This window comes from Rubrivirga aquatilis (assembly GCF_046845665.1).
In the GTDB taxonomy this organism is placed as follows: Bacteria; Bacteroidota; Rhodothermia; order Rhodothermales; family Rubricoccaceae; genus Rubrivirga.
Map to the genome: position 1 here is coordinate 503,763 of NZ_CP177355.1, position 24,478 is coordinate 528,240.

A 24,478-nucleotide genomic window follows, 5' to 3' on the forward strand; every position below is an offset into this window, starting at 1 on the left:
CCGACGCGAGGCTCGGGCGCGTCCACGGCCCAGCTTCCAAACACGCAGGCCGTCCGTTCAGGTGCGGAGCGCCCGCCCGCCGCGCACGTTCTGCCCTTGGCGCCGCCGCGCTCCTCAGCGTAGCTTGACCGGCCAGCCGTTCGCACGCGCAGACGGCTCTCCCCCCTTGATTTCCCTCTCCCCTAGAGCACTATGGCCGCCGAGTCCACCGAACAGCGCATCAAAGAGATCATCGTCGAGAAGCTCGGCGTCGACATGGCCGACATCACCCGCGAGGCCTCGTTCACGAACGACCTCGGCGCGGACTCCCTCGACACCGTCGAGCTCATCATGGAGTTCGAGAAGGAGTTCGACACGACCATCCCTGACGAGGACGCCGAGCAGATCCAGACCGTCGGCGACGCCATCGACTACGTCGACAAGAAGCGGGCCGAGGGCTAGGCCCTCCCGACCCATTGCACAGGCCCCGGCGGCGCGCCCGCGCGCCGTCGGGTTTTTTAGACCGACCCGCGACCGCGCCCCCTCATGTCGTTCTCTGACCGCCGCGTCGTCGTCACCGGACTGGGCGCGCTAACGCCCATCGGCAACACTGTCCCCGAGTACTGGGACGCTATGATGGCCGGCCGGAGTGGCGCCGCGCCCATCACGCACTTCGACGCGTCCGAGTACCCCACGCAGTTCGCCTGCGAGGTCAAGGACTTCGCGCCGACCGACTTCCTCGACCGCAAGGAGGCCAACCGGCTCGACCCGTTCGCCCAGTTTGCCATCGTCGCCGCCGACGAGGCGCTGGTGGACGCCGGCTTCGACACGGACACCTTCGACGAGCGCCAGCGCGCGCGCACGGGCGTCATCATGGGGTCCGGGATCGGGGGCATGAAGCTATTCCAGGACCAGGTCGTGACGTTCGCCGAGCACGGCCCGCGCCGGCTCAGCCCGTTCTTCGTGCCGATGATGATCATCGACATGGCGCCCGGCCTGATCTCGATGCGGCACAACCTGAACGGCCCGAACTACGCGACGGTCTCGGCCTGCGCCACGTCCAACAACGCCATCGGCGACGCCTGGATGGTCATCAAGGCCGGCCTCGCCGACGTCATCATCGCCGGCGGCACCGACGCCTCGATCACCAAGATCGGTGTCGGCGGGTTCGGCAACATGAAGGCGCTCTCGACGCGGAACGACGACCCCGAGGGCGCCAGCCGCCCCTTCGACCTCGGCCGCGACGGGTTCGTGATGGGCGAGGGCGCGGGCGCGCTCGTGCTCGAGGACTACGACCACGCCGTGGCACGTGGCGCCCGGATCTACGCCGAGGTGGCCGGGCTCGGCATGAGCGCCGACGCCCACCACATCTCGGCCCCCCACCCCGAGGGGCTCGGCGCCAAGCTGGCGATGGAGCAGGCGCTGGAAACGGCCGACATTGCCCCGACGGAGGTCGACTACCTCAACATGCACGGCACCTCGACGCCGCTCGGCGACGTGGCCGAGACGAAGGCCATCAAGGCCGTCTTCGGCGAGCACGCCTACGCCATGAACCTGTCGTCGACTAAGTCGATGACGGGGCACCTGTTGGGCGCCGCCGGCGCCATCGAGGCCATCGCGAGCATCCTCGCCATGACGCACGGCCGCGTCCCGCCGACCATCAACTTCGAGACGCCGGACCCGGCCTGCGACCTGAACTACACGTTCAACACGCCGCAGGAGCGCGATGTCAAGGTGGCGCTCTCGAACGCGTTCGGCTTCGGCGGCCACAACACGTGCGTCGTGTTCAAGGCGGTCGACGCGTAGCGGCCTCGATTCAGGGCCCGTCGGCGCCAGTGGTGCAATCGTACCAGACCGATCCAAGCGGCCGCCCGTAGGGTCGGCCATGACCGTCCGCGTTCTCGTCCTCGCCGCCCTCACGCTCGCGGGCTGCGCCAGCACTCGTCCGGAGGCGCCCCCGCGCGACCTGGTCGTGCTCGTCCACGGCATGGGGCGGACGCCGCTGTCGATGGCCCCGCTGGCGGTTTCGCTCCAGCGCGCCGGGTACCGCGTGCTCAACGTCGGCTACGACAGCCAGCGGCCGAGCGTGGCCGAGATCGGCGCGGCGCTCTCCGACCGCGTCGCGCGCGAACTGGCGGCGGAGCCCGCGCCCCACGTCCACTACGTCGGCCACAGCCTGGGGACCGTCGTCATCCGGTGGCACCTGCTCCACGACCCGCCCCTCGGGGCGGACCGCGTGGTGCTGCTGGCGCCGCCGAACCAGGGCGCCGCCTCTGCCGACCGGTTCGCGCCGCTTATCGGGTGGGCGCTCCCCCCGATCCGCGAGCTGCGAGCGACGGGCGGGACGGCCGTCGACCTGGGGCCGCTACCAGACGTGGCGGTCGCCGTCGTCGCGGGCGACCGGGATGGCAAGGTGGCCGTCGCCGAGACGTGCCTGGACGGCGCGCAGCACCGGGTCGTGCCGTCGGGCCACACGGCGCTGATGTGGCGCCCCCGCGTGCTGCGGCTCGTCCAAAGCTTCCTCGACACGGGCGAGCTAGCGGGCGCCTCGGACGCCGCCTGCGCCGACGGAGCCAGCTAGGCCGAACCCAGAGCGTCGCGGCTTGCTCCTCCCCTGTGCGAAGAATTACATTAGATGGACACATGTATCTCCTTATGCGCGCCTCGCTTCTCTTGAGTCTTGTTCTCGGGCTAGCGGCGTGCGCGGGCGACACGCCACTCGGGCCGGATCCACTTCCCCCTGCGGCGCCGCCAGATGTCTTCGTCTCGGCGCCCATCCCCCCGATTTACCCGGTCCCCAGCCCGGCGCAGCTCCGGTTCCAGCAGATGGAGACTAACGTCTTCATCCACTACGGGATCAACACGTTCACCAACACCGAGTGGGGTGACGGGACGGCGGACCCTGCCTTGTTCAACCCGACGGAGCTTGACGCGAACCAGTGGCTCCGCATCTTCAAGGAGACAGGGTTCAAGGGCGTCTTGCTGGTGACCAAGCACCACGACGGGTTCCATCTGTGGCCGACGCGCCAGTCCGAGTACTCGGTGGCGCAGAGCCCGTGGCGTGGCGGCAAGGGCGACCTCGTCCGGGAAGTGGCGGAGGCCACCCGGGCTGCAGGCCTTGAACTCGGGCTCTACCTCTCGCCCTGGGACCGCCACCACCCCGACTGGGGGACTCCGCGCTACAACGAGTACTTCGTCGCGGCCATCTGGGACATCATGGGGTGGGACAATACGGGCATCGGGTCGCTGTATCAGGTGTGGTTCGACTACGGGCACGACCAGACGATCGTGACGCCGGAGCAACTCGCGAGCTACGACCGCTCCCGATGGATCCGCGAAGTCCGCCTGCACCAGCCGGGCGCCGTTGTCGCGCCGGAGTGGGACGCCTTCTTTCCTGGCAACGAGGATGGCCTCGCGCCCGAGACGAACTGGTCGGCACGGGACAACTTCAACCTGTGGGCCCCCTACGAGTGCGACGTCACGATGCGCGCCGAGCGGAGCTGGTTCTGGCACCCCCAGGACGACCCCAAGTTGCTCGAGGACCTCATCGAGATCTACTTCACGTCCGTCGGCCGCGCGTGCGTGCTGACGCTGGCCGTCGCACCGGACCAACGCGGGCTGATCGAGCAGGAGGATGAGGATCGGTTGCGGGAGTGGCGGGGAGCCATCGACGCCATGTTCGACGACGACCTCGCCCGACACGCGACGGCGACGGCCTCTGACACCCGACTGGGCTCCGAGGGCTGGGCCGCCGGTGCCGCCGTCGATGGCAACCCGGCCTCGTTCTGGGCGGCCGGCTCAGGCACCGGATGGATCGAGGTGGACCTCGGGTCCCCGAAGACTGCGAATGTGCTGGAGTTGGCCGAGCCGATCCGGTTCGGCCAGCGGATCAGTGGGTTCCGGCTGGAGGTCTGGCGTGAGGGCTTCGCCGGACCGCAGTGGGAGACCGTCGCAGAAGGAACGACGGTCAACTACAAGCGACTCCTCCGCTTCCCCCCCGTCACCGCCCAGCGCTGGCGCGTCGTGGTGGACGAGGCGCGGGCAGCCCCTGCCCTCAGTCAGTTCGGTCTGTATGACGCCTCCGAATGGGCGCCCGCCTGGGCCGCTCGAGGCAGCCGATAGCCGGGACTAGAAAGATCACCCGCCCGTCTCGGCGCGCCACAGCACGTCGACGACGTGGTCGACGCCGCGCACCAGATGACGGCGGAAGGTGCTGAAGGGGAGGTCCAGCCGCTCGGCGGCGACGGCCTGCGTGGGCGCCGGGTGGAGGTAGGTCAGGTCGAGCGCGCGGAAGTAGGGCCGCTCGCGGACGCCGTCGGCCAGCTGGCGGGCCGCCTCCGCCAGGAGGGTACGGAGCGCCTCGGTGGGGTCGCCGCCGCGCTCGCGGACCAGGCGCGCCTGCACGAGCGGGCTCTCCGCCAGCCGGTGCGGCCGGGCGTACGCCCGGAGCGCGTCGCGGACGGCCTCGGCGAAGTCGTCCTTCGACAGCACCACGACGGCCTCGCGACGTGGCGGCGGCGGCGGCTCGGCGGGCGACCGGGCCGCGAGCGCGGCGAGCCACACGTCGGGAGGAGCGGCCCGCCAGTCCTTCCCGAACGCCGCCGGCCCGCCGTCGGCCTCGGCCTCGGGCCACCGCGCCAGCCCGGCGATGGCGAAGACGGCGTCCCATAGGTCGGGCCGGGTCGTGAGCAGGACGGACGACGCCAGACCGGGCGTGGTGAGGTAGCACTCGACGGTCCGCGCGAAGACCAGGCCTTGAACGGCCGAGACCCCCTGGCCCGCGTCGGCGTCGAGCCAGGACCGGAAGAGCAGGCCCCGCTCGTCGGCGCGGAGCTGGGGGCGGACGACCGCGCACACGGCGTGCGTCACCGGGTCTGAGCCGCACTCGTCGTCGGCGAGGGCGTCGAGCGGGAGCGTCAACAGGAATCCGGCGGGCGCGCTATCGAGAGTCCGGAAGACGACAGCGGCTTCGGGGCGGGCCGCGAGCCAGCCCGCCACCGCTTGCGCCTCCGCCTCGCCGTGATGACGGGCGACCATCGCGCGGAGGAGGGCCGTATCGCCGTCGCGGAGCGCCGTGGCCCCGTCGATGGCGGCGTCGGCCCACGCCGTGCGCAGGCTTTGCAAGAGCGGCCCCGCGATGGGGTGGTGACGGTAGAGGTGAAGGAAGTCCCCCAGGATGACGCGCCGGGCGTCCTCGGTGGGCGCCTGCCGGAGCGCGTCGGCATAGGCGCGCCGGGCCCGGGCCGTGAGCGCCGCGTGGCGCTCCGGGTCGCGCCAGCCCACGTCCGCCTCGACCGTCTCGCGGACCACGTCGTGCAGGCGGACGCCGTCGGGGTCGGAGGTCGTGAAGGTGAGGTCGCGGAGCCACGCGAAGAGCGCCGCGGCGTCGGCCGCGTCGTCGTCGAGGAGCGCCGTCAGCAGGGGGACCGTCACCGAGCGGACCACGGAGGCGGATTCCAGCGCGGCACGGTGCGCCGGGGTCGGGACGGCCTCGACGAACCGCGTGAGCAGGTCCGCGAGCAGGTCCGGCGCCTGGGCGGGGTCGAAGGGCCCCGCGCCCGGCTGGCGGGCTTGCTCGGCGGCGAGCGCGAGCGCGAGGGGGTGGCCGTGCGTGAACGCGAGGACGGGCCCGTGCTCGGCCTCGGGGATCCCGCGCGCCAAGAGGTAGGCGCCCGCCTCGTCGGCGTCGAGGTTGCGGAGGCGGAAGGTGACCGCGGCGCCCGCGTAGTCGGCGCGCCACTCGGGCGCGGGGCGGTCGCGCCCGGCGATCACGACCATGTCGCTGGCGCGCAGGCCGGGCACGAACGTGCGGCGGAGCCACGCGTCGAGCGCGGCGATCTGCTCGAACGTGTCGACCAGGAGCACGCGGGGCCCGTCGCCGGCCTCCGCCAGCACCGCCTCGGCCGCCCGCGCGAACGCGGCGGGCGACGGGTCGAGGTCGCGCCCGTCGACGCGGGCGACGGCGCGTCCGGCCGCCGCCGCCAGCCGCGCCGCCTCGTCGAGCAAGGCCGACTTGCCGATCCCGCCCGGCCCGTAGACGTGGGCCACGACGAACGCGGGGTCGTCCGACCCGAACGCCTCCGCCAGCCGGGCCTGCTCGGGCACGCGGCCCACGAACCGATCGTGGCGTCGGGCGCTCAGTCGGTCGGCCAGTGTCGATGTCATGGAATTCCTGAGGTTCGCAGCGGATGGATCGGTGCGCATCCCGGCACGATAGAACCCCCTGACGCCACAGTCAGGGGCTCTCCTACACAAGTGAGCACTGGATGAGCAACCTATGGACTTCCCCGCGGCTACGGCACCCCCCTTTCTTGGAGATCCATCCTCTCCCCCCTCCCCCCTCTTCGACATGAGCCCCTTACGTACCCTTTTGGCGGGTGCAGCCACGGCAGGTCTGATCCTGACCGCCGGCCTGCTCGCTCCGCCGACGTCCGACGCCTCCAGCCACCGCGAGGCCCCGCTGATCGCGGACGACCCGCTGGCCGACAACACCGACGTCTACGCCTACCGCGACCCCAGCGATGACGAGAGCGTCATCATCGTCGCCAACTACATCCCGCTCTCGCACCCCGAGGGTGGCCCGAACTACAACCACTTCGGCGAGAACGTCCGGTACGAGATCCACGTCAAGAACCAGACGTCGGCCGGCGCCCTGGGCTCGGCGACCGACGACATCACGTATCGGTTCACGTTCGACCGCGTCAACGAGGACCCGTCGACGTTCTTCAACATCCGCCTCGGTGCGGAGAACATCAACACGAGCTACACGCTCGAGCGGAGCACCGACGGCGGCGCCTCCTTCCAGACGATCGTGACCGACGGCGCCACGCCGCCCGCCAACATCGGCCCGCGCTCGAACGCCTCCGGCGTCGGCATCGCGACCGACTATGAGTCGCTCGTGACCCAGGCCATCACCACGGCCTCGACCGGTGAGACCGTCTTCGCCGGCCCGCGCGACGACCCGTTCTTCGTCGACCTCGGCGGCGTCTTCGACCTTGGCAACATCCGCCAGACGTACTGCGAGGACATGTCCAACCCGGACTGTGCCCGCGACGCCGTCGCCGGCTACAACACGCACGCGATCGTGCTGAAGGTGCCGATCTCGACGCTCCAGAAGGACGGCCAGCCCGCCAGCGCTGCCGACAACATCTTGGACCCGAACTACGTCATCGGCGTCTGGGCCTCGGCCTCGCGCCCCCAGGTGACCACGCTCTCGACCGACGGCTCTGCCCCGACGGCGAGCGGCCCCTACGTCCAGGTCTCGCGCCTCGGCATGCCCCTCACGAACGAGGCCATCATCCCGATTGGGGAGAAGGACCGGTGGAACTACATCTCGCCGTACGACGCCGAGGAGCAGGACTTCATCGAGTACTTCGCCAACCCGGAGCTCGGCCTCTACATGGGCAACGGCGCCTTCGGCCCGGCCGTCCCCGGCCTCTCGGATGACTTGGTGATCCAGCAGAACTCGCTCGCGGGCGTCTTTGGCGACCTCGACGGTGACGGGAGCGACGGGTTCAACTTCAACACCAACTTCCCGGGCTCCGTCGAGGACTCCGACGGCGTCTTCGACATCGTCGAGGCCATCGTCGCCGGCGACGTGGACGGCTCGTTCGTGGCCGGCACCGCCTTCGACGACTCGGTCGCGCCGCTGCGCCCGCTCGGCGACGGCTCCGTGACCGCGCTCGCCGGCAACGACCAGCCGCGCCTCGTCGACATCTTCCCCATCTTCTACTTCGGCGTGCCCAACCTGGCGCCGTACCAGCTGGTCACCGGGAAGACCGGCGGCAACCCCCTCACCGAGGGCAAGCCGTTCATCCACAACTTCCTCCCGATCACCCAGACGCCGGACGGCGGCCTGTGGGGCGGCGACATGCTTCGCCTCAACATGGCCACCCCGACGACGGACCGGTCTTCGGACGAGTTCGACAGCTGGGCCCGCTTGGGTCTGATCCGCGCGGCCGCCATCGGCCTCACCGTGCCGGACTTCGCCAACACGGACCTCGAGTTCATCCCCCACATGGACGGCTTCCCGAACGGGCGCCGACTCGAGGATGACGTGACCGGCATCGAGCTTCAGGCCGTCGGCGGCCTGGTCCTCACGGCCGTCGGCCTGCTGGAGGACGACTACACCGGCGCCGACTACTCGGGCATGCTGATCACCAACCAGGTGCTTCAGGAGCTCGACTTCACGGCCGGTCCGGTCAAGAACGACGTCGAGTTCATGGACGCCTTCCCGTACCTCGCGACCCCGTTCCGCGGCTACGACTACGTGCGCGACCAGATGGCCGACGCGCCGGACGCCACGTTCGGCACCTCGGGCCGGATCGGCGTGGGCGCCCCCCAGGGGATGCTGCTCGACCAGAGCTTCCCGAACCCGTCCGCCGGCACCTCGACGGTCCGGTTCCAGCTTACCCGTCCGGGCGCCGTGCGCGTCGACGTCTACGACGTCCAGGGCCGCCGCGTCCAGACGATCGCCGACCGCCAGTTCCAGCCCGGCGCCCACGACCTCCCGTGGGACGCCTCGGCGCTGGCGGCCGGAACGTACCTGTACCGCCTGACGGTCGACGGCGACCTCGTGGCCACCAAGCGGGCCACGGTCGTCCGCTAGACCTGTAGGACACCGCCGGCCGTCGCGCCGGAGACCACGGGGGGGCGGAGCTTTGCGCTCCGCCCCCCCGTTCTGTTTTTCCAGACCCTGAGCCTCCCCGTATGTCCTCCCGTACCGCCCTCTTTCTCGCCGTCGGCCTGGTGATCGTCGCCGTCGGCGTCGTCGCCTACCAGTGGTCGTCCCAGCCCGAGCCCGCGCTCCCCGACGACCACGCCCAGATCGCCCCCGGCGACACCTTCGACGACGCCGCGACGGCCGTCGACTACTACCGCGCCCTGCTCCGCCGCGAGCCCGAGTCCGTGGACGCCCGCATTCGGCTGGCGCACGCACTCCTCCAGCTCGGGACCGAGCGCGGCACCCAGGCCGAGACCATCCCCGAAGCCCGAGAGTTGCTCGCGCAAGCCGTCGAGCGTGACCCGGAGAGCCTCTACGGCCGCTCGCTCCAGGCCTCGCTGTTCAACGTGCTCCACCGCTTCGAGGAGGCCCGCGACGTCTCGCGCGACATCCTAGCCGACTACCCGGTCAACGCCTACGCCATGGGCACCCTCGTCGACGCGCTCGTCGAGCTCGGCGAGTACGACCAAGCCGTCGAGGCGTCGGACAACCTGCTGGCGCTCAAGCCCGGCCTGCCCGCGTACTCGCGCGCGAGCTACCTCCGCGAGCTCCACGGCGACACCGACGGCGCCATCGCCGCGATGCGGCTGGCGGCCGACGCGGCCGTCGGGGGCCGCCCCGAGCGGGCCTGGGCGCTCCACCACCTCGCCGGCCTCTACCTCGGCGACGCCAAGCCGGACACGGCGGCGTTCATCTACACCGGCATCCTGGAAGAGAAGCCCGACTTCGCGCCGGCCCTCGCCGGGCTCGGCCACGTGGCGCTCGTGAAGGGCGACGCCGACGAGGCCGTCCGTCTGTTGGAGGAGGCTCGCGCCCTCCAGCCGCTCGAGATGATCGACGAGCTGCTGGTCGAGGCGCACCTCGCCGCCGGCAACGAGCGCGCCGCTGAGGCCGCCGCCCAGCGCGTCCACGCCGCCCTGCTGGCGGCCCGCGGCTTCGGCGAGGTCGTCGACATGGAGGAGGCTGACTTCCTGGCCGACCGCGACGAGGACCTCAAGCGCGTGCTCCGGCTCGCGCGCGAGCAGCAGGCGCGGCGCCCCGGCCACCTCCACGCGAATGAGACGCTCGCGTGGGCCTTGTACAAGACCGGCGACGCGACGGCCGCCGTCCCCTACATCGAGCGCGCGATGCGCCTCGACACCGGCGACGCGATGGTCCACTACCGCGCCGCGCGGATCTACGACGCCGCCGGCGACGCGGGCCAGGCCGCCCGCCACCTGAGCGCCGCGCTCGATGGTGGGCTCGCGGTCGAGAGCCCCAGCACCGCCGCCGAGGCGCGGACGCTCATGGCCTCGCTCGAAGGCGAGACCTCCGTCCGCGCCACCAGCGCAGCCCGATAGCCATGGCCCGCCCCGCCCCTGCGACCCGCACCGCCCGCGCCCTCCGCGCGGCGCTGGTGGGGCTCGTGGTGGTGGGGTACGGGCTCGCGCTCGGGGCCACGGCCTGGGGGGAGGGCCTGGCGATCCTGCCCCACCTCCTCCTCGAACACGACGGCCGCGCCCTCGTCGCGCCGACCCTGGTGGACGTGCCGCCGGCGGACACGGTGATCCCGACGCTGCGGCCTGAGTCCCACGCGCACGAGGCGAGGCACCACACGCACCGTCAGGGCGGTGCCGCCCACACGCACGACGACGTGCCCCAGGCCGCCCCCCGCGAGACGTGGCGCACGCTCCGTGCGGGCGCGGCGGGATGGCACACGCATGGCGACCAGGCCCACCGGCACGTCTCGCCACAGCCCGACGCGGGGCCGGAGGCCGTGACCGTGGTCTCTCTCGACGACCACCGGCCGTCGCTGGCGCCCGCGCTCCCGCCGGCGCCCGCCACGCCCGCCGACCTCGGCGAGCCTACGGCGGCGATCGCCTCCCACCAGGCGTCGGTCGAGACGCCCCCGCCGATCGGGCAGGGCTAAGCCCCGTCCGCCTGCGAGCGGAGGGGACGAACCGGCTGGAGCGAGGTGCTCCGGCCCCGACGCTGGGCGAGACGCCCGGCGGCTCTCCCGTGCCCGATGCCCCGGGCGCCTGCCCTTTCTCTGCCCCATCTCTCGACCGATGTCCCTCCCCCTCCGCCGCCTCGCGCCGCTGCTCGCCGCCCTCCTGCTCCTCCCCGCGAGCGCCCTCGCCCAGGCCCTCAGCACCGTCACCGGCGTCGTCCTCGATGCCGACACCGGCACGCCCCTCGCCGGTGCCAACGTCGTTCTTCCCGCCCTCGACCGCGGCACCGTGTCGGACGCCGACGGCCAGTTCCGCCTCGGTGCCGTCCCCGCCGGCACCCACACGCTCCGCGCCTCGTCCGTCGGCTACCGCGACGCCGAGCAGCGCGTTGCCCTCGGGGCCGGCGCGACCACGCGGGTCGCGCTCGTGCTCGCGCCCACCGACGCCGACCTCGGGGAGGTCGTGGTGGAGGGCCGCGCCGTCAACCTGATCGGGACCGCGGGCAGCGCGTCCGAGGGCCTCGTCGGCCGGGCCCAGCTGGCGCAGCGGCCGCTGCTCCGCGTCGGCGAGGTGCTCGAGACCATCCCCGGCGCGATCGTGACCCAGCACAGCGGTTCGGGCAAGGCGAACCAGTTTTTCCTGCGTGGCTTCAACCTCGACCACGGCACCGACTTCGCCGCGTCCGTCGAGGGCGTCCCGCTCAACCTGCCGACGCACGCGCACGGCCAGGGCTACCTCGACCTCAACTTCCTGATCCCCGAGCTGGTCGACGAGGTGGCCTTCGCCAAGGGCCCGCAGGGCGCCTCCGGCGGCAACTTCTCGACGGCGGGCCGCGCCGACATCCGCCTCAAGCGCCGCCTCGACGCGCCGCTCGTCCAGGCTGAGGCGGGCTCCGACGAGACCGCCGCCGTCCTCCTCGCCGGCTCCACCCCGGTCGGCGACGGGACGCTCTTGGTGGCCGCGCGAGCCCAGTACACCGACGGCCCGTGGGTGAACCCCGAGAACGGGACGCTCGCCAGCGGCATCGCCCGGTTCACCACCGGCACCGACCGCAACGGCCTCTCCCTCACGGCGCTCGCCTACCACAACGACTGGGACGCGACCGACCAGATCGCCGCCCGCGCCGTGCCCACCCCGTACGACCGCCTCGACACCGTCGACCCGACCGTCGGCGGCACCACGAGCCGCACCACCCTCGCCGGCCGGTGGCAGCGGACGACGCCGACTGGCACCGGCACCCGCGCGACGGCCTACGCAGCCTACTACAGCCTCAACCTGTTCTCCAACTTCACCTACTTCCTCGACGACCCCGTCCGCGGCGACCAGTTCGAGCAGGAGGACCGCCGCGTCTACGGCGGCGCCGACCTCGCCCATGACTGGCGGATCGCCGGCCTCGGGCGGAGCAGCCGGATCACCGTCGGCGCCGGCCTCCGTCACGACCAGATCTTCGGCGTCGGCCTGTACCGCACGGACGCCCGCGAGCGGATCGACACCGTCCGCGACGACGCCGTCGCCGAGACGAACGGGAGCGTCTACGGCGAGGTCGAAACGCGGTGGACCGAGGCCGTCCGCACCACGCTCGGCGTGCGCGGCGACGCCTTCCGGTTCGACGTCGACAGCGACCGGGCCGCCAACTCGGGCACCCGGACGGCGGCGCTCGCGAGCCCCAAGGCCGGCGTGGTGCTCGGGCCGTGGGCCGACACCGAGGTCTACCTCAACGCGGGCCTGGGCTACCACAGCAACGACGCGCGCGGCACCGTCATCACCGTCGACCCCGCCTCGGGCGCGGCCGTAGACCCGGTCGACCCGCTGGTCCGCACGCGCGCCGCCGAGCTCGGCGTCCGCACGGCCGCCGTGGCCGGGCTCCAGTCGACCGTCTCGCTGTGGGCCATCGGGCTCGACTCCGAGCTCGTCTTCGTCGGCGACGCCGGCGGGACGGAGGCCAGCGACGCCAGCCGCCACGTCGGCGTCGAGTGGGCCAACTACCTCGTCGCGACCGACTGGCTCCAGCTCGCCCTCGACGTGGCCCTGACGCAGTCGCGCTTTCTCGACGTGCCCGACGGCCAAGACCGGATCGAGAACTCGCTCGGCCGCGTGGTCACGGGCGGCGTCTACCTCGGCCGCCCCGACGGCTGGATGGCGAGCCTTCAGGTCCGCCACCTCGGCCCGCGTCCGCTCACCGCCGACGGCGCCGTCACGGCGGCGGCCTCCACCCTCCTTGGCGCCAAGGTCGGCACCCGCGTCGGCCGCCTCGCGCTCTCGGCCGACGCGCTCAACCTGCTCGACTCGGACGCCGCCGACGTGAGCTACTTCTACGCCTCCCGGCTGCCCGGCGAGCCCGCGGCCGGGGTCGACGACCTCCACGTCCACCCGGTCCCGCCGCGGAGCGTCCGCCTGACGGCGGCCGTGCGCCTGTAGCCCCGCGCCCACCGACGGGTCCGACAACGCCCTCCTCCCCCCCTCATGCACACGCTCCTCTCCCCTCGCCTCCACGGCGTCATCGACTACGTCGCCGTGGCGCTGTTCGCGCTGGCGCCGTCGCTCTTGGGGCTCGACGGGCTCGCGGCCACGCTCAGCTACGCGCTCGCGGCCATTCACCTCCTGATGACGCTGGCGACCGCGTTCCCGCTCGGCGTCGTCGCGCTCGTGCCGTTCCGGCTGCACGGGACCGTCGAGCTGGCCGTCGGCGGCGCCCTGGTGCTCGCGGGCGTCCTCGCCTTCGACGGGGCCGCCCAGGGGTTCTTCGTCGCCATGGGCGCCGTGATCCTGGCCGTGTGGGCGGCGACGACCTACGACGGCGACGGCGTCTGACCGTCGGGCGGGGAACCCGGGCCGTGGCGCTACGCTGGGGCCTCGGGCCGCTCCCCGACGCGCGCCAGGATGACGTGGCGCGCCGGGTGCGCCCACGCCCACTCGCGGAAGGCGTCAATGCGGTCGAGCTCGTCGGCGCCGATCTGCTCGCGCAGCCGGTCCGTCCGGTGCCGCTCCGCGTCGGTGTCCTCGATGGCCCGCTGCCACGCATCGCTGACGATGGCCGGGAGCTCGCCCAGCAGCCCTGACTCGACCGTCGCCTCCCACTCCCCCCCGTCGAACCAGACGCCGTGGCAGGTCCCGCAGCGGTCGAGCCAGAAGCTGGCGGGGTCGCCGACCCGGTAGCGGCCCATGATGTGGCCGTCCTCGGGGCATCGCTTGGGTGATTTGACGTCGCCGACGGCGTCGGCCGGGGGGATCGGCACCCCCGTGCTCTCGTCGGAGTCGTGCCCCTCTCGCCACGCGGTGTAGAGGTCCGAGGGCAGGAAGCGGCCGTGCCCGGCCGGGCACCGGAAGCCACGGAGGTCGGGGCCCTCGTCATCGACCAGGAGGGTGTCACGGTCGAGATCGGTGGCGCAGAGGGGGCAGGTCATGGTGAGCGAGAGAGGGGCGCGCGCAACCTAGCTCGCAGGGCGCTGGCGCCTATCAGGCCGTCCCCGGTCTGCCCTCACCGGAAGACGACCTCGTCGACCACCACGCCGCCCAAGTGCTCGTTCATCCGATCCCGCCAGGCCTCGCGCTGGAACTGGAGCTGGTGCCGCCACGGCGCCGACCGGACCTTGACGTGCAACGTCCCGTGCCGCATCCAGATCTGTTCCGTCTGCTTCGCGATGTCCTCGCCCACGACGGTCGGCCACGCCTCGACGGCCCGCGCCGCGTCCAGCCGCTCGCGGTAGCCGTACCGCTCGACGAGGTCGGCAAGGACGGTGCCGAGGCGCTGGGGCTGGTTGGTCGAGGCCATCCCGCAAGCTAGTGTGCCGCTACCCCTGCCGGATGAAGGCCCGGCCCGTGTAGGGCCCATCCGCCTCCGCAAGTGCGCCGCCGCATTAGCCCCGCGTCGCGAGGTGCCACAGGAAGCCCAGTTCGTCGCTCGACGTGAGCGCCAGCGCGACGAGCCCCCCAGCGGCGAGCAGGAACGGCAACCCGTACCCGACCAGCACGGCCCGCGCCGGTGGCGCGTACGTCACCGACTGCAAGTCCCACATCATCCGGTACCCGGCCACCACCTCGATGAGCAGCCCCAACCCCAGGAACGTCGGGGCCAGGACGGTCGCCAGCCCGGCGTCGATGCTGCCGAGCAACAGCGACACCACCATCAGCGGGAGCCACGCCCAGCGCGGCCACACCGCCAGCGACAGCGCCTGCGCCGGGCGGATCCGGCGGCGCCCGGAGATCACGAAGAGCCAGATCACGTTGAGCAGCAACCACGCCCCGAAGGTGATCGCCAGCAGCGTCACCAGCAGCATCGGCCGGCCCAGCAGGCCCGTCAGCCGCGCCTGCCCGTCCAGCGTCCACGACGCCGTCGCGGCCACCAGCGCGTCCGTGCGGCCGAGCGCGCGGAGCGCCGCCGTCCCGACCACGCCCGCCGACGCTGCCAGCGCGATCGCCAGCCCCGAGGTCTCGAAGGCCGACAGGTCGAACCCACGCTGGACGGCCTCGCGGTACAGGTCGCGGCGGCCGAAGTAGCGCGGCGCCAGCGACGCCAGGCGGGGCGCCCCCGCGTAGAACACGCCCAGCCCCAGCACCAGCAGCCACCCGATGACCAGCAGCGGCGACGCCCTCCGCTCCTGCTGCGCGCCGCTCCCCGCGTCGAAGGCAAACACGCGCTGACGGCCGGTCCAGAAGCCTGAGGCCACGTCGAAGGCCGGCCGGGGCGCATCGCCCTCGCCCAGCAGTCCGAACCGCGTGCCCGTCACCTCCGCCCGCTGATCGCGCTCGACCACGTCGGCGGCCGCATCCCGCCAGCGGTACACGAACGCGGCGACGGGTGGGTGGTCGAGCGTCATTAGCGCCTCGAACGCGTCCTCCAGCGCTCGGGCCTGCGAGGCCTCCGTGCCCACCGTGCGCCAGCCGCCTGCCTGCCCCGGCCGCGCACCCGTCCCGAACGAGGCCAATCCCACGGGCGTCTCGCGGGCCGCTCGCCAGCGCCGCAACGTCTCCACGGGGTCCGCCTCCCGCGCATCGAGCAACACGAGGTCCGCCGCTTGCGCCGCCCGGTCGTCGCGCGGGAAGCGGCTCACGTAGTAGGTCTGCGTCCCCGCCGCCCCCCGCTCGTGCGCCAGGTCCGTGAGCGCCTGGACGTAGGCCCGCGCCCGGGGGTCGCTCGTGTCGCTGGCGCTCGCCAGCCCGAAGTGCCGCGCCGCGCGGTACGGCCGCGCCCGATCGAGGGCGCCCGCCAGTAGCGCGCCGGCCTCCGCTGTCCGGCCGACGAGGAACGCCGCTGGCAGCCCCTCGATGGGCAGGTCCTGCCACAGCGACATCCCGAGCAGGCTGGCGGCCTGCAGAACGGTCGTGTCCTCGATGAGGTCGGTCCGCACCTGACGCACGCCCGCGCGGTACATCGCGACGAGATCGGCGACCGCCGCTTCGGTCTCGCCCGGTGCCTTCCAGACGACCCCCGCGAGCGCGCGGTCGACCGGCGCGAACGGCACGCGGCGCGCCGTCGAGTCCGTCAGCGCGGCGCGGACCGGCGCGAGCGGCCCGCTGGCGACCGGCCTCGGCGCGGCCGTGGAGTCCGATGCCAACGTGTCGGCTGGAGCGGGCGTCTGGGCCGCGAGCGGCGGCGCAAGCAGCGCCAGCGCGGCGAGGAGGAGCAACGAGCGGAGCAACGGCAGAAGGGCGACGGTCGGAGCGTACGCGCACCGGCCCGCTGCGTTCGCCCGCCCGCGCGATCCCCCATCTCGCACGAGCACAGGCCCCACCCCGTCTGCCGACCGGCCGTCAACTGACAACAGCGGTTGTCTGGCGTACCCCTCACCGTGCCCCTTCCGAACACGAACCCCTCGCCCCGTACTCGCACGAACGCGGGCACCCCCATCCGTCCGAGACGACGCGAGAGGGCGCCCCATTGGATACCCGTTTGTGGCAACCGCATACCCACACCCGGACCGACCGGGGCCAACGAGCCTTGGCGCTGCGGGGTCCGCTAGGTCGTACTCTTAGGACGAATATGTCCTTTCCCGATCCATAGGGGTATCCCATGGGCACATCGAAGGATGGGGGGTCTATGCAAACGGCCCACTGGCTGAGTGTCACGCTCTTCAGCATCGGCGACGCGGTCATTGCCACCGACGCCGAGGCCCGCGTCACGTTCATGAACCCGGTGGCCGAGTCGCTCACCGGATGGACGGCCGAGGACGCTGCCGGGACGCCGCTCGACACGGTGTTCCACATCGTCAACGAGGAGACACGCCGGACCGTCGAGAGCCCCGTCACCAAAGCCCTGCGCGAGGGTACCGTGGTGGGGCTAGCCAACCATACCCTGCTCATCGCCAAAGACGGCACCGAGCGGCCCATCGACGACAGCGCCGCGCCCATCCGCGACGAGGCCGGCGAGGTGGCCGGGGTCGTGCTGGTGTTCCGCGACATCACCGAGCGCCATCAGCACGAGGAGCACCAGCGGAGCGCGCTCGAGTACGCCACCAACATCCTCGCCACGCTGCGCGAGTCGCTGCTCGTGCTCGACAAGGACCTCCGCGTCGTCTCGGCCAACGCCGCGTTCTACGAGACCTTCCACGCTTCGAAGGACAACACCGAGGGGCGCCTCGTCTTCGAACTCGGCGACGCCCAGTGGGACATCCCCCGCCTGCGGACGCTACTGGAAGAGCTGCTCCCCCAGAACCACGAGTTCAACGACTTTGAGGTGGAGCACACGTTCCCCGGAGTCGGCCGCAAGGTGATGCGGCTCAACGCCCGCCGCGTCCGCAAGCCGGGCAACCACTCGGAGCTGATCCTGCTGGCGATCGAAGACGTCACCGAGGCCCGGCTGGCGCGGTATGAGATGGAGGTCTCTGAGCAGCGGTACCGGCGGCTGTTCGAGTCGGCCCGAGACGGCATCCTCATCCTCGACGCCCGCACGATGTCGGTCATCGACGCCAACCCCTACATGAGCGAGCTGCTGGGCTACACGAAGGAGGAGTTCGAGGGGAAGCAGCTCTGGGAGATCGGCCTGTTCCGGGATAAGTCCGAGAGCGAGGCCGCCGTGCGGACGTTGCGGACGGAGGGCTACGTCCGCTACGAAGACCTCCCGCTCCAAACCGAGCACGGGGGCGTCCAGGAGGTGGAATTCATCTGCAACGTCTACCGGGAGGACAGCAGCGACGTCGCCCAGTGCAACATCCGCGACATCACCAGCCGCCTCCAGATGGAGCGCCAGATCCAGGCCCAGGCGCGCGAGCTGGCCGACGCCGGCCGACGCAAGGACGAGTTCCTGGCGATGCTCTCGCACGAGCTCCGCAACCCGATGGCCCCCATCTTCAGCGCGCTCCACCTGATCGGGCAGTCGGACGGCGAGAACGCCCTTCAGCGAGAGGCGCGAGGCGTCATCGAGCGGCAGGTGCGGCACCTGTCGCGGCTCACGGACGACCTGCTGGAGGTCTCGCGCATCACCACCGGCCGGGTCCGCCTGCACACCGAGCGGGTGGACCTGAACGGGGTCGTGGCCCGTGCCGTCGAGCGCGTGCAGCCGCTCATCGAACGCCGCGGGCAGGTGCTGTCCGTCGCACGGCCTCGCGGCCCCCTCTGGCTCCACGCCGATGCCACGCGGCTCGAGCAGGTCGTCGGCAACCTGCTCGACAACGCCTCGAAGTACAACGACGACGGCGGCCACGTCTGGCTGGAGGTTGGCTCGGAGGCCGGGGCGGACGGGGCCTCCGGCTCCGCGGTCGTCCGCGTGCGCGACGACGGGATCGGCATGGCCCCCAGCCTCGTGCCGCGCATCTTCGACCTGTTCACGCAGGCCGACAAGTCGCTGGACCGCTCCAAAGGAGGGCTCGGCATCGGGCTGGCCCTCGTGAAAAACCTCGTCGAGCTGCACCGGGGCACCGCCGAAGCCCACAGCGACGGCCTCGGGCGGGGCAGCACATTCGTGATCCGGCTGCCGCTCGCGGACGGGCGCGCCCCGGAGTCCGCCTCGGAAGACCCGACGACGATCACGGCGGACTCGCTGCGGGTGCTCGTGGTGGACGACAACGAGGACGCGGCCCGGATGTCGGCGATGCTGCTGCGCATGTGGGGCCACGAGGTCCGCGTCGCCCACGACGGCCCCGCAGCTCTCGAACGGGCGGCCGGGTTCCATCCCCACGTGATCCTGCTGGACATCGGGCTGCCGGGCATGGACGGCTACGAGGTGGCTCGGCACGTCCGACAGACCTCCCACCTCCAGAGCACGCGTCTGGTGGCCGTCACCGGCTACGGGCAGGACTCCGACCGCAGACGCTCGGAGGAGGCCGGCTTCGACGTTCACCTGACCAAGCCGGTCGAGCCCGCCGTGCTCAAAGGCCTCCTCGCCGGGTTCCAACCGGCGGCGCCGTGAGTCGTCCCGCTGACATCTAGACGTAGCCCTCGATGAGCGACCACGACGAACAGCTCTACAAAATCGCCCACGACACGCAGCATTGCCTGCACGTGATCGGCATGGGACTTGAGATCCTCAAGGGCGCTCGGGACGACGACGACACGTTCGACCAGATCTGCGAGGCGATGGGCAAGGAGCAGCGGAAGGCGGCAAAGCTCATCGACGCGTTTCTCGACGCCACGTGCGACGGGCTCGACTGAGGCCACTTCGCCGTGCGCCACGTGCTCCGGTCGTTGGCGAGCCGGGCGGTGTTCGGCGGCGCGCTCTCCCCCAGCACCTTCCTGTGCCGCCCGGCCCCGGGCCGACCGGACACAAGGAGGCCCCACCGGGCGGAGAACCGGCGGGGCCTCAGGACAGCCCTGGCGAAGCTGTCCGGGGGGAGTCATTGGCGCCCCTCGACCGGAGGGTAGAGGCACACCTGTGACAGGGGTCGGTCAGCGCGAGCGGCGCCCGGGAACGTTCTCCCGGACGCCCCGGCGCTAGTCCATCATGCGGCGCAGGAAGGCCGGCACGTCCGTGTCATCCTTGTTGATCCGCTCGCGGCGCGGCACGTCCGAGGTCGGGAGGGGACGGATGTTGGCCGGCCGCGCGGGCGAGCCCGGCGTCTGCTCCGACCGGGCCGTCACCTCCGACTCGTCGCGGACCCGCTCGGCGGGGCGCTCCGGGTGCGGCGTGCCCCGGCGCTCGAACGCCGGCTGATCGAGGGACTTCAGGTTGTCCTCGCCCTTGTAGTGCGGCGAGCCGTGGCTGTGCCCTAGGATCACGCTCGGCCGCTCCATCGGGACCTCGGCGTCCGGCTGGCGGCCGTCGTTGTCGAAGCCCGTCGCGATGACCGTCACGCGGAGCGCGTCGCCGAGCTCCTCGTCGATGACGGTGCCGAAGATGACCTCGGCGTCGTCGCCGGCCTCCTCCTGGATCACGCCCGTCGCCTGCGTCGCCTCGCGCACGCCGAGGTCGATGCCGGCCGTGATGTTCACGAGCACGTTGCGCGCCCCTCGGATCGAGATGCCGTCGAGGAGGGGCGACGAGATGGCCTCCTTGGCCGCACGCTCGGCGCGCTTGTCCCCGCTCGCGACGGCCGACGACATCAGCGCCGTGCCGCCGTCGAGCATGGTCGTCCGGATGTCGGCGAAGTCGAGGTTGATGAGGCCGTGGACCGTGATGAGCTCCGAGATCCCGCGCGTGGCGTTGTAGAGCACGTCGTCAGCCATCTCGAAGGCCTCGACGAGCGTCGTGTCGTCGTCGGCCACGTCCAGCAGCCGCTCGTTCGGGATGATGATGAGCGTGTCGACGACCTCCTTGAGCTGCTCGATGCCCTGCTCGGCCATCTTGGACCGCTTGCGGCCCTCCGCGTTGAAGGGCTTGGTCACGACCGCGACGGTCAGGATCCCCATCTTCTTGGCGAGCGCCGCGACGACCGGCGCCGCGCCCGTCCCGGTGCCGCCGCCCATGCCGGCCGCCACGAAGACCATGTCGCAGCCGTCGAGGGCCGCCTCGATCTCGCGCTGGCTCTCCGTCGCCGCGCTGGCGCCGACGGAGGGCCGGGCGCCCGCGCCCAGCCCCTTGGTGAGGTCGCGCCCGACCTGAATCTTGCTCGGCGCGTTGTTGGCCGTCAGCGCCTGCGCGTCCGTGTTGATCGCCACGAACTCGACGCCGCGGATGCCCTTCAAGAGCATGTTGTTAACGGCGTTGCCGCCGCCGCCGCCCACACCCACCACGCGGATGAGGGCCGTGTCTTGCGCGTCGTCGTCGAAGGAAAATCGGGTGGTGAAGTCGTCCATAATGAGTCCCCCAGGGGAGTGTGTGTCGCCAGTGTGTGTTGCGGTGGCGAGACGACCGGTAAGCTACCGGCTCCGCCGCCTCGCCGCGGGTGGGATTTAGAGTTCGTCGAACCAGCTGCGCATGCGGCTGGCGATCTTGTTGACCAGGTTGTCGGGGTCCGAATCGAACCCGTCGCCGGTGGCCAGGGCCGGGCTCATCTCGCCTTTCTCGACCTCCGTCGCCAGCAGCGAGGCCCCGCGCCCGGCGCCCGTGCGCAGGCCGTGGAGCACGAGCCCGACGCTCGTCGCGTACTTCGGGTCGTCGACCTCCTCCACCAACCCGCCCGCCAGGCCCAGCGGCCGGCCGACGCGGGCCTCCAGGCCCAGGATCTCGGAGGCGAGCTCGGCCGTGCCGGGGATCAACGCGCCGCCGCCGGTGAGCACCACGCCCGCCGACAGGTGACGGCCGTACCCGGACCGCTTGATCTCGATGGCCACGAACTCCAGGATCTCCTCCAGCCGGGGCTGGATGATCTGCGCCAGCGTCGATTGGCCGATCGACTTGTCCGGGCGCCCGCCGATGCCGGGGATCTGGATCTCCTGGTCCTCCGTGACGAGGTCCACCAGCGCCACGCCGTACTCGTGCTTGAGCCGCTCGGCCTGGTCGTGCAGGATGCCGAGCCCCTTGCGCAAGTCGTCGGTCACCTTGTTGCCCGCGACGGCCACCACGGCCGTGTGCCGGATCGTCTTGTCCTCGAAGATGGCGATGTCGGTCGTCCCGCCCCCGATGTCGACGAGCACGACGCCGACCTCCTTCTCGTCGTCGTGGAGCACGGCGTGGCTGCTCGCGAGGGGCTCCAGCACGATGTCGTCGACCGCGTACCCGCCCTTCTCGATGCAGCGGTACACGTTCTTCGCCGCGCTCACCAAGCCCGTGATGATGTGGACGTTGGCCTCCAGCCGGACGCCGCTCATGCCGATCGGGTCGGCCACGCCGTCCTGCCCGTCGACGATGAACTCCTGGGGCAGCACGTGCAGGATCTCGCGGTCCGCCGGCATCGCCACGTGGCGCGTGTCCTCGAGCAGCCGCCGCACGTCGTCGCGGTCGATCTCGCCGCCCGCGACCGTGATCACGCCGCGGCTCTGGAAGCTCTGGATGTGGTCGCCCGCGATGCCGACGACGACGGACTGCGTCCGGATGCCCGCCGTCCGCTCGGCCTCGCCGATCGCCTTCTGGACGGCGTCGACCGTCTTGTCGATGTTGACGACGACGCCGCGGTTGAGCCCTTCGGACTCGGCCACGCCAATCCCTCGGACGTGGATCCGGCCGAGCTCGTCGGCGCTCGCAACGACGGCGCAGATCTTGGTGGTCCCGATGTCGACGCCGACGACGACGCGGTCGCCGGAGAGTTCGTTCGTGTTCATGGTGGTGGGGGTGGGGAGGGTTAGCTAGTGAGTGCGGAGGCGGTCGAGTCGGGCGCGGCACCGGGCGCCCGCTCGCGCGTCACGACCTGGCCGCGGAAGCGGAGGTCGACGCGCTCGAAGCGGATGTCGGGTTGGGGCAGCACGGCCTGGTCCCAGAAGGCGCGCAGCCGCGTGAGCTGGCTGGCGTGGTCGGTGTGGCCCAGGCGGACCGGGAGGGATCCGTGGCCGTCGACCGGTGTGGTCCACACCGTCACGGTCCGGCCCCAGTCGATCTCGGAGACCAGGGCTTGCGTGGGGGCGTCGGCGGCCGCGAGCGCCACCAGCAAGGATCGCAGGCCGGCCGACTCGACGGGCTGGGTCGGGTGGTAGGCGGGCGCGCCGCGCACGACAGGCACGTCGTAGAGCGCGGGCGTCGCGGCGGCGACGGGCATCGCGTAGCCCTCGGCGTCCAGGAAGTGGCCTGGCCGGCCGGCGCCGTCGAGCACGAGGGCGACGGGCGTCCGCTCGTGGATGCCGATGCGCAGCGTGCCCGTCGGCAGGCGGCGGACCGTCGCAGCGCGGACCCACGGGTGCCGCTGCACGCGGTCGGCCACGAGCGCGGGCGCCAGCGAGAAGAGCGCGACGGAGTCGGCCTCGACCGCGGCGAGCGCGGTGACCTCGGCTTCGGGCGCATGGTGGGCGCCCACGACGATGACGCGCTCCAGCGGCAGCGTCCGCTGCCACACCCACGCCGCGCCGAGCGCGAGCACGAGCACGCCGATCCCCAGCCCGCGGAGGAGCCGGCGGCGACGAGCGAGACGTTGGGCCTGGGTGCGCTTAGCCATCGGCGTCGGTGGGGCTGGCGTCGACGGGTCCGCCGAGGGCGTTGAGGAAGACGTCGCCGGTGCGGTAGATGTCGCCCGCGCCCATCGTGATCACCAGGTCGCCGGGTCGAACGAGGCCGCCGAGGTAGGCGGGAATCGCCGCCTTGTCCTCGACGTAGTGCACGTCGCGATGGCCGAACTGGCGCGCGAGGTCGGCCACCATCTCGCCGGTGACCCCCTCGATGGGCGTCTCGCGCGCCGGGAACACGTCCGTCAGCACCAAGACGTCGGCGTCGTAGAAGGCGCGGGCGAACTCCTCGGCGAGGTCGCGGGTGCGGCTGTAGAGGTGGGGCTGGAAGACGGCCACGATGCGGCGGTCCGGCCACCCGCGCGCGGCGGCCACGAGCGTCGCCTCCACCTCGGTCGGGTGGTGCGCGTAGTCGTCGACGACGAGCACGGTCCCAGACGCGCCGTCGGGGTCGGAGAGGGACGCCTCGCCCTTGACCTGGAAGCGGCGGTCGACGCCCTCATACTGGCCGAGACCGGCCGAGATGGTCGGGAAGTCGACGCCCAACTCCAGTCCGACGGCCACGGCTGCGAGCGCGTTGCGGACGTTGTGCAAGCCCGGCGCGTGGAGCGTGATCCCGCCTAGACGCTCGGACCCCTCGTAGACGTCGAACCGCGTCGTCGCAGCGATCTGCTCGATGTTCTCGGCGCGCAGCGACGCCTGCCGGCTGGTGCCGTAGGTCCGCACCGGCCGGTGGATCTGGCCCAACACGGACCGCACGTTCTCGTCGTCGAGGCACAGGATCGCCGCGCCGAAAAACGGGACGGAGTTGGCGAACTGGACGAACGCCCGCTTGATGTCGTCGAGGTCCTCGTAGATGTCGAGGTGGTCGGCCTCGATGTTCGTCACGACGGCCACGATGGGCGCCAGCCGCAGGAACGTCCGGTCGTACTCGTCGGCCTCGACCACGATGACCTCGCCGCCCCCCGCGACGGCGTTCGAGCCGAACACGGCCACCTTGCCGCCGACGATGATCGTCGGGTCGAGGTCGGCGTGCTGGGCGACCAGCCCGACCATCGTGGTTGTGGTCGTCTTGCCGTGCGTCCCCGCGATGCCGACCCCGCGCTTGGCGCGCATCAGCTCGCCCAGCATCTCGGACCGCTTGATGATGGGGATCAGCCGCCGCCGCGCCTCGGCCGTCTCCGGGTTCTCGGCGGGGTCTTTGACGGCCGACGAGTACACGACCACGTCGGCGTCCTCGACGTGCTCGGCGGCGTGGCCCTCGTGGATCGTCGCGCCCAGCTCTTCAAGGCGGGCCGTCACGTCGCTCTTGCGCAGGTCCGAGCCCGAAAGCTGGAAGCCCCGGTTCATGAGCACCTCGGCGATGGACGACATGCCGATCCCACCGATCCCCACCATGTGGATCCGCCGGACCGTGCCCATCTCGCCGAGTCGTCGGGTCATC

At 71.9% G+C, this 24,478-nt stretch carries 19 protein-coding genes; 11 read left to right on the top strand and 8 right to left on the bottom strand.

Going from position 1 to position 24,478, the window contains the following annotated elements:
- The first annotated feature begins 192 nt into the window (after nt 1-192).
- The 4 genes from ACLII4_RS02120 to ACLII4_RS02135 all read left to right on the top strand — a co-directional run bounded on the left by ACLII4_RS02120 (nt 193) and on the right by ACLII4_RS02135 (nt 4,101).
- On the top strand, nt 193-441 hold the full coding sequence (locus tag ACLII4_RS02120) for an acyl carrier protein (protein ID WP_412061366.1): 249 nt from the start codon (nt 193-195) through the stop codon (nt 439-441).
- Nucleotides 442-525: 84 nt separating this feature from the next.
- On the top strand, nt 526-1,785 hold the full coding sequence (gene fabF, locus ACLII4_RS02125; protein ID WP_412069246.1) for a beta-ketoacyl-ACP synthase II: 1,260 nt from the start codon (nt 526-528) through the stop codon (nt 1,783-1,785).
- 79 nt (nt 1,786-1,864) lie between these two features.
- Complete coding sequence (locus ACLII4_RS02130) at nt 1,865-2,560, top strand: esterase/lipase family protein (protein ID WP_412069247.1); 696 nt, start codon at nt 1,865-1,867, stop codon at nt 2,558-2,560.
- A 245-nt stretch (nt 2,561-2,805) separates the two neighbouring features.
- A complete protein-coding gene (locus ACLII4_RS02135) occupies nt 2,806-4,101 on the top strand; it encodes an alpha-L-fucosidase (protein ID WP_412069248.1) in 1,296 nt (431 codons plus the stop codon).
- A 15-nt stretch (nt 4,102-4,116) separates the two neighbouring features.
- On the opposite strand, the gene ACLII4_RS02140 is transcribed toward ACLII4_RS02135, so the two are convergent.
- A complete protein-coding gene (locus tag ACLII4_RS02140) occupies nt 4,117-6,144 on the bottom strand; it encodes an ATP-binding protein (RefSeq protein WP_412069249.1) in 2,028 nt (675 codons plus the stop codon).
- 184 nt (nt 6,145-6,328) lie between these two features.
- Here ACLII4_RS02140 and ACLII4_RS02145 point away from each other — a divergent pair, with 184 nt between their 5' ends.
- The 5 genes from ACLII4_RS02145 (at nt 6,329) to ACLII4_RS02165 (ending at nt 13,443) form a co-directional block, all read left to right on the top strand.
- Complete coding sequence (locus ACLII4_RS02145; RefSeq protein ID WP_412069250.1) at nt 6,329-8,587, top strand: DUF4331 family protein; 2,259 nt, start codon at nt 6,329-6,331, stop codon at nt 8,585-8,587.
- Nucleotides 8,588-8,688: 101 nt separating this feature from the next.
- A complete protein-coding gene (locus ACLII4_RS02150; protein WP_412069251.1) occupies nt 8,689-10,041 on the top strand; it encodes a tetratricopeptide repeat protein in 1,353 nt (450 codons plus the stop codon).
- A gap of 2 nt (nt 10,042-10,043) precedes the next feature.
- On the top strand, nt 10,044-10,610 hold the full coding sequence (locus tag ACLII4_RS02155) for a hypothetical protein (protein WP_412069252.1): 567 nt from the start codon (nt 10,044-10,046) through the stop codon (nt 10,608-10,610).
- 139 nt (nt 10,611-10,749) lie between these two features.
- Nucleotides 10,750-13,050, top strand: a complete 2,301-nt coding sequence (locus ACLII4_RS02160; RefSeq protein ID WP_412069253.1) for a TonB-dependent receptor — start codon at nt 10,750-10,752, stop codon at nt 13,048-13,050.
- A 45-nt stretch (nt 13,051-13,095) separates the two neighbouring features.
- Nucleotides 13,096-13,443, top strand: a complete 348-nt coding sequence (locus ACLII4_RS02165; protein WP_412069254.1) for a hypothetical protein — start codon at nt 13,096-13,098, stop codon at nt 13,441-13,443.
- Between the two features lie 29 nt (nt 13,444-13,472).
- Here ACLII4_RS02165 and ACLII4_RS02170 read toward each other — a convergent pair whose 3' ends face one another.
- The 3 genes from ACLII4_RS02170 to ACLII4_RS02180 all read right to left on the bottom strand — a co-directional run bounded on the left by ACLII4_RS02170 (nt 13,473) and on the right by ACLII4_RS02180 (nt 16,271).
- Nucleotides 13,473-14,036, bottom strand: a complete 564-nt coding sequence (locus ACLII4_RS02170) for a zf-TFIIB domain-containing protein (protein ID WP_412069255.1) — start codon at nt 14,034-14,036, stop codon at nt 13,473-13,475.
- Between the two features lie 74 nt (nt 14,037-14,110).
- A complete protein-coding gene (locus ACLII4_RS02175; RefSeq protein ID WP_412069256.1) occupies nt 14,111-14,404 on the bottom strand; it encodes a DUF721 domain-containing protein in 294 nt (97 codons plus the stop codon).
- 85 nt (nt 14,405-14,489) lie between these two features.
- Nucleotides 14,490-16,271 carry a hypothetical protein gene (locus ACLII4_RS02180; RefSeq protein ID WP_412069257.1) on the bottom strand — a complete coding sequence of 594 codons (1,782 nt, stop codon included), beginning with the start codon at nt 16,269-16,271 and terminating at the stop codon, nt 14,490-14,492.
- A 398-nt stretch (nt 16,272-16,669) separates the two neighbouring features.
- Here ACLII4_RS02180 and ACLII4_RS02185 point away from each other — a divergent pair, with 398 nt between their 5' ends.
- Both ACLII4_RS02185 and ACLII4_RS02190 read left to right on the top strand, forming a co-directional pair.
- Nucleotides 16,670-18,976 carry a PAS domain S-box protein gene (locus ACLII4_RS02185; protein WP_412069258.1) on the top strand — a complete coding sequence of 769 codons (2,307 nt, stop codon included), beginning with the start codon at nt 16,670-16,672 and terminating at the stop codon, nt 18,974-18,976.
- 32 nt (nt 18,977-19,008) lie between these two features.
- Nucleotides 19,009-19,218, top strand: coding sequence for a hypothetical protein (locus ACLII4_RS02190; RefSeq protein ID WP_412069259.1), 210 nt, complete (start codon nt 19,009-19,011; stop codon nt 19,216-19,218).
- Between the two features lie 279 nt (nt 19,219-19,497).
- On the opposite strand, the gene ftsZ is transcribed toward ACLII4_RS02190, so the two are convergent.
- The 4 genes from ftsZ to murC form a co-directional block, all read right to left on the bottom strand.
- Nucleotides 19,498-20,799, bottom strand: coding sequence for a cell division protein FtsZ (gene ftsZ / locus ACLII4_RS02195; protein WP_412069260.1), 1,302 nt, complete (start codon nt 20,797-20,799; stop codon nt 19,498-19,500).
- Nucleotides 20,800-20,895: 96 nt separating this feature from the next.
- A complete protein-coding gene (ftsA, locus tag ACLII4_RS02200; RefSeq protein WP_412069261.1) occupies nt 20,896-22,203 on the bottom strand; it encodes a cell division protein FtsA in 1,308 nt (435 codons plus the stop codon).
- A 20-nt stretch (nt 22,204-22,223) separates the two neighbouring features.
- Nucleotides 22,224-23,027: a cell division protein FtsQ/DivIB gene (locus tag ACLII4_RS02205; protein WP_412069262.1), complete on the bottom strand. Its 804-nt coding sequence runs from the start codon at nt 23,025-23,027 to the stop codon at nt 22,224-22,226.
- A complete protein-coding gene (gene murC / locus ACLII4_RS02210; RefSeq protein ID WP_412069263.1) occupies nt 23,020-24,477 on the bottom strand; it encodes a UDP-N-acetylmuramate--L-alanine ligase in 1,458 nt (485 codons plus the stop codon). The genes ACLII4_RS02205 and murC overlap by 8 nt, the downstream gene beginning before the upstream one ends.
- Nucleotide 24,478: the final 1 nt, after the last annotated feature.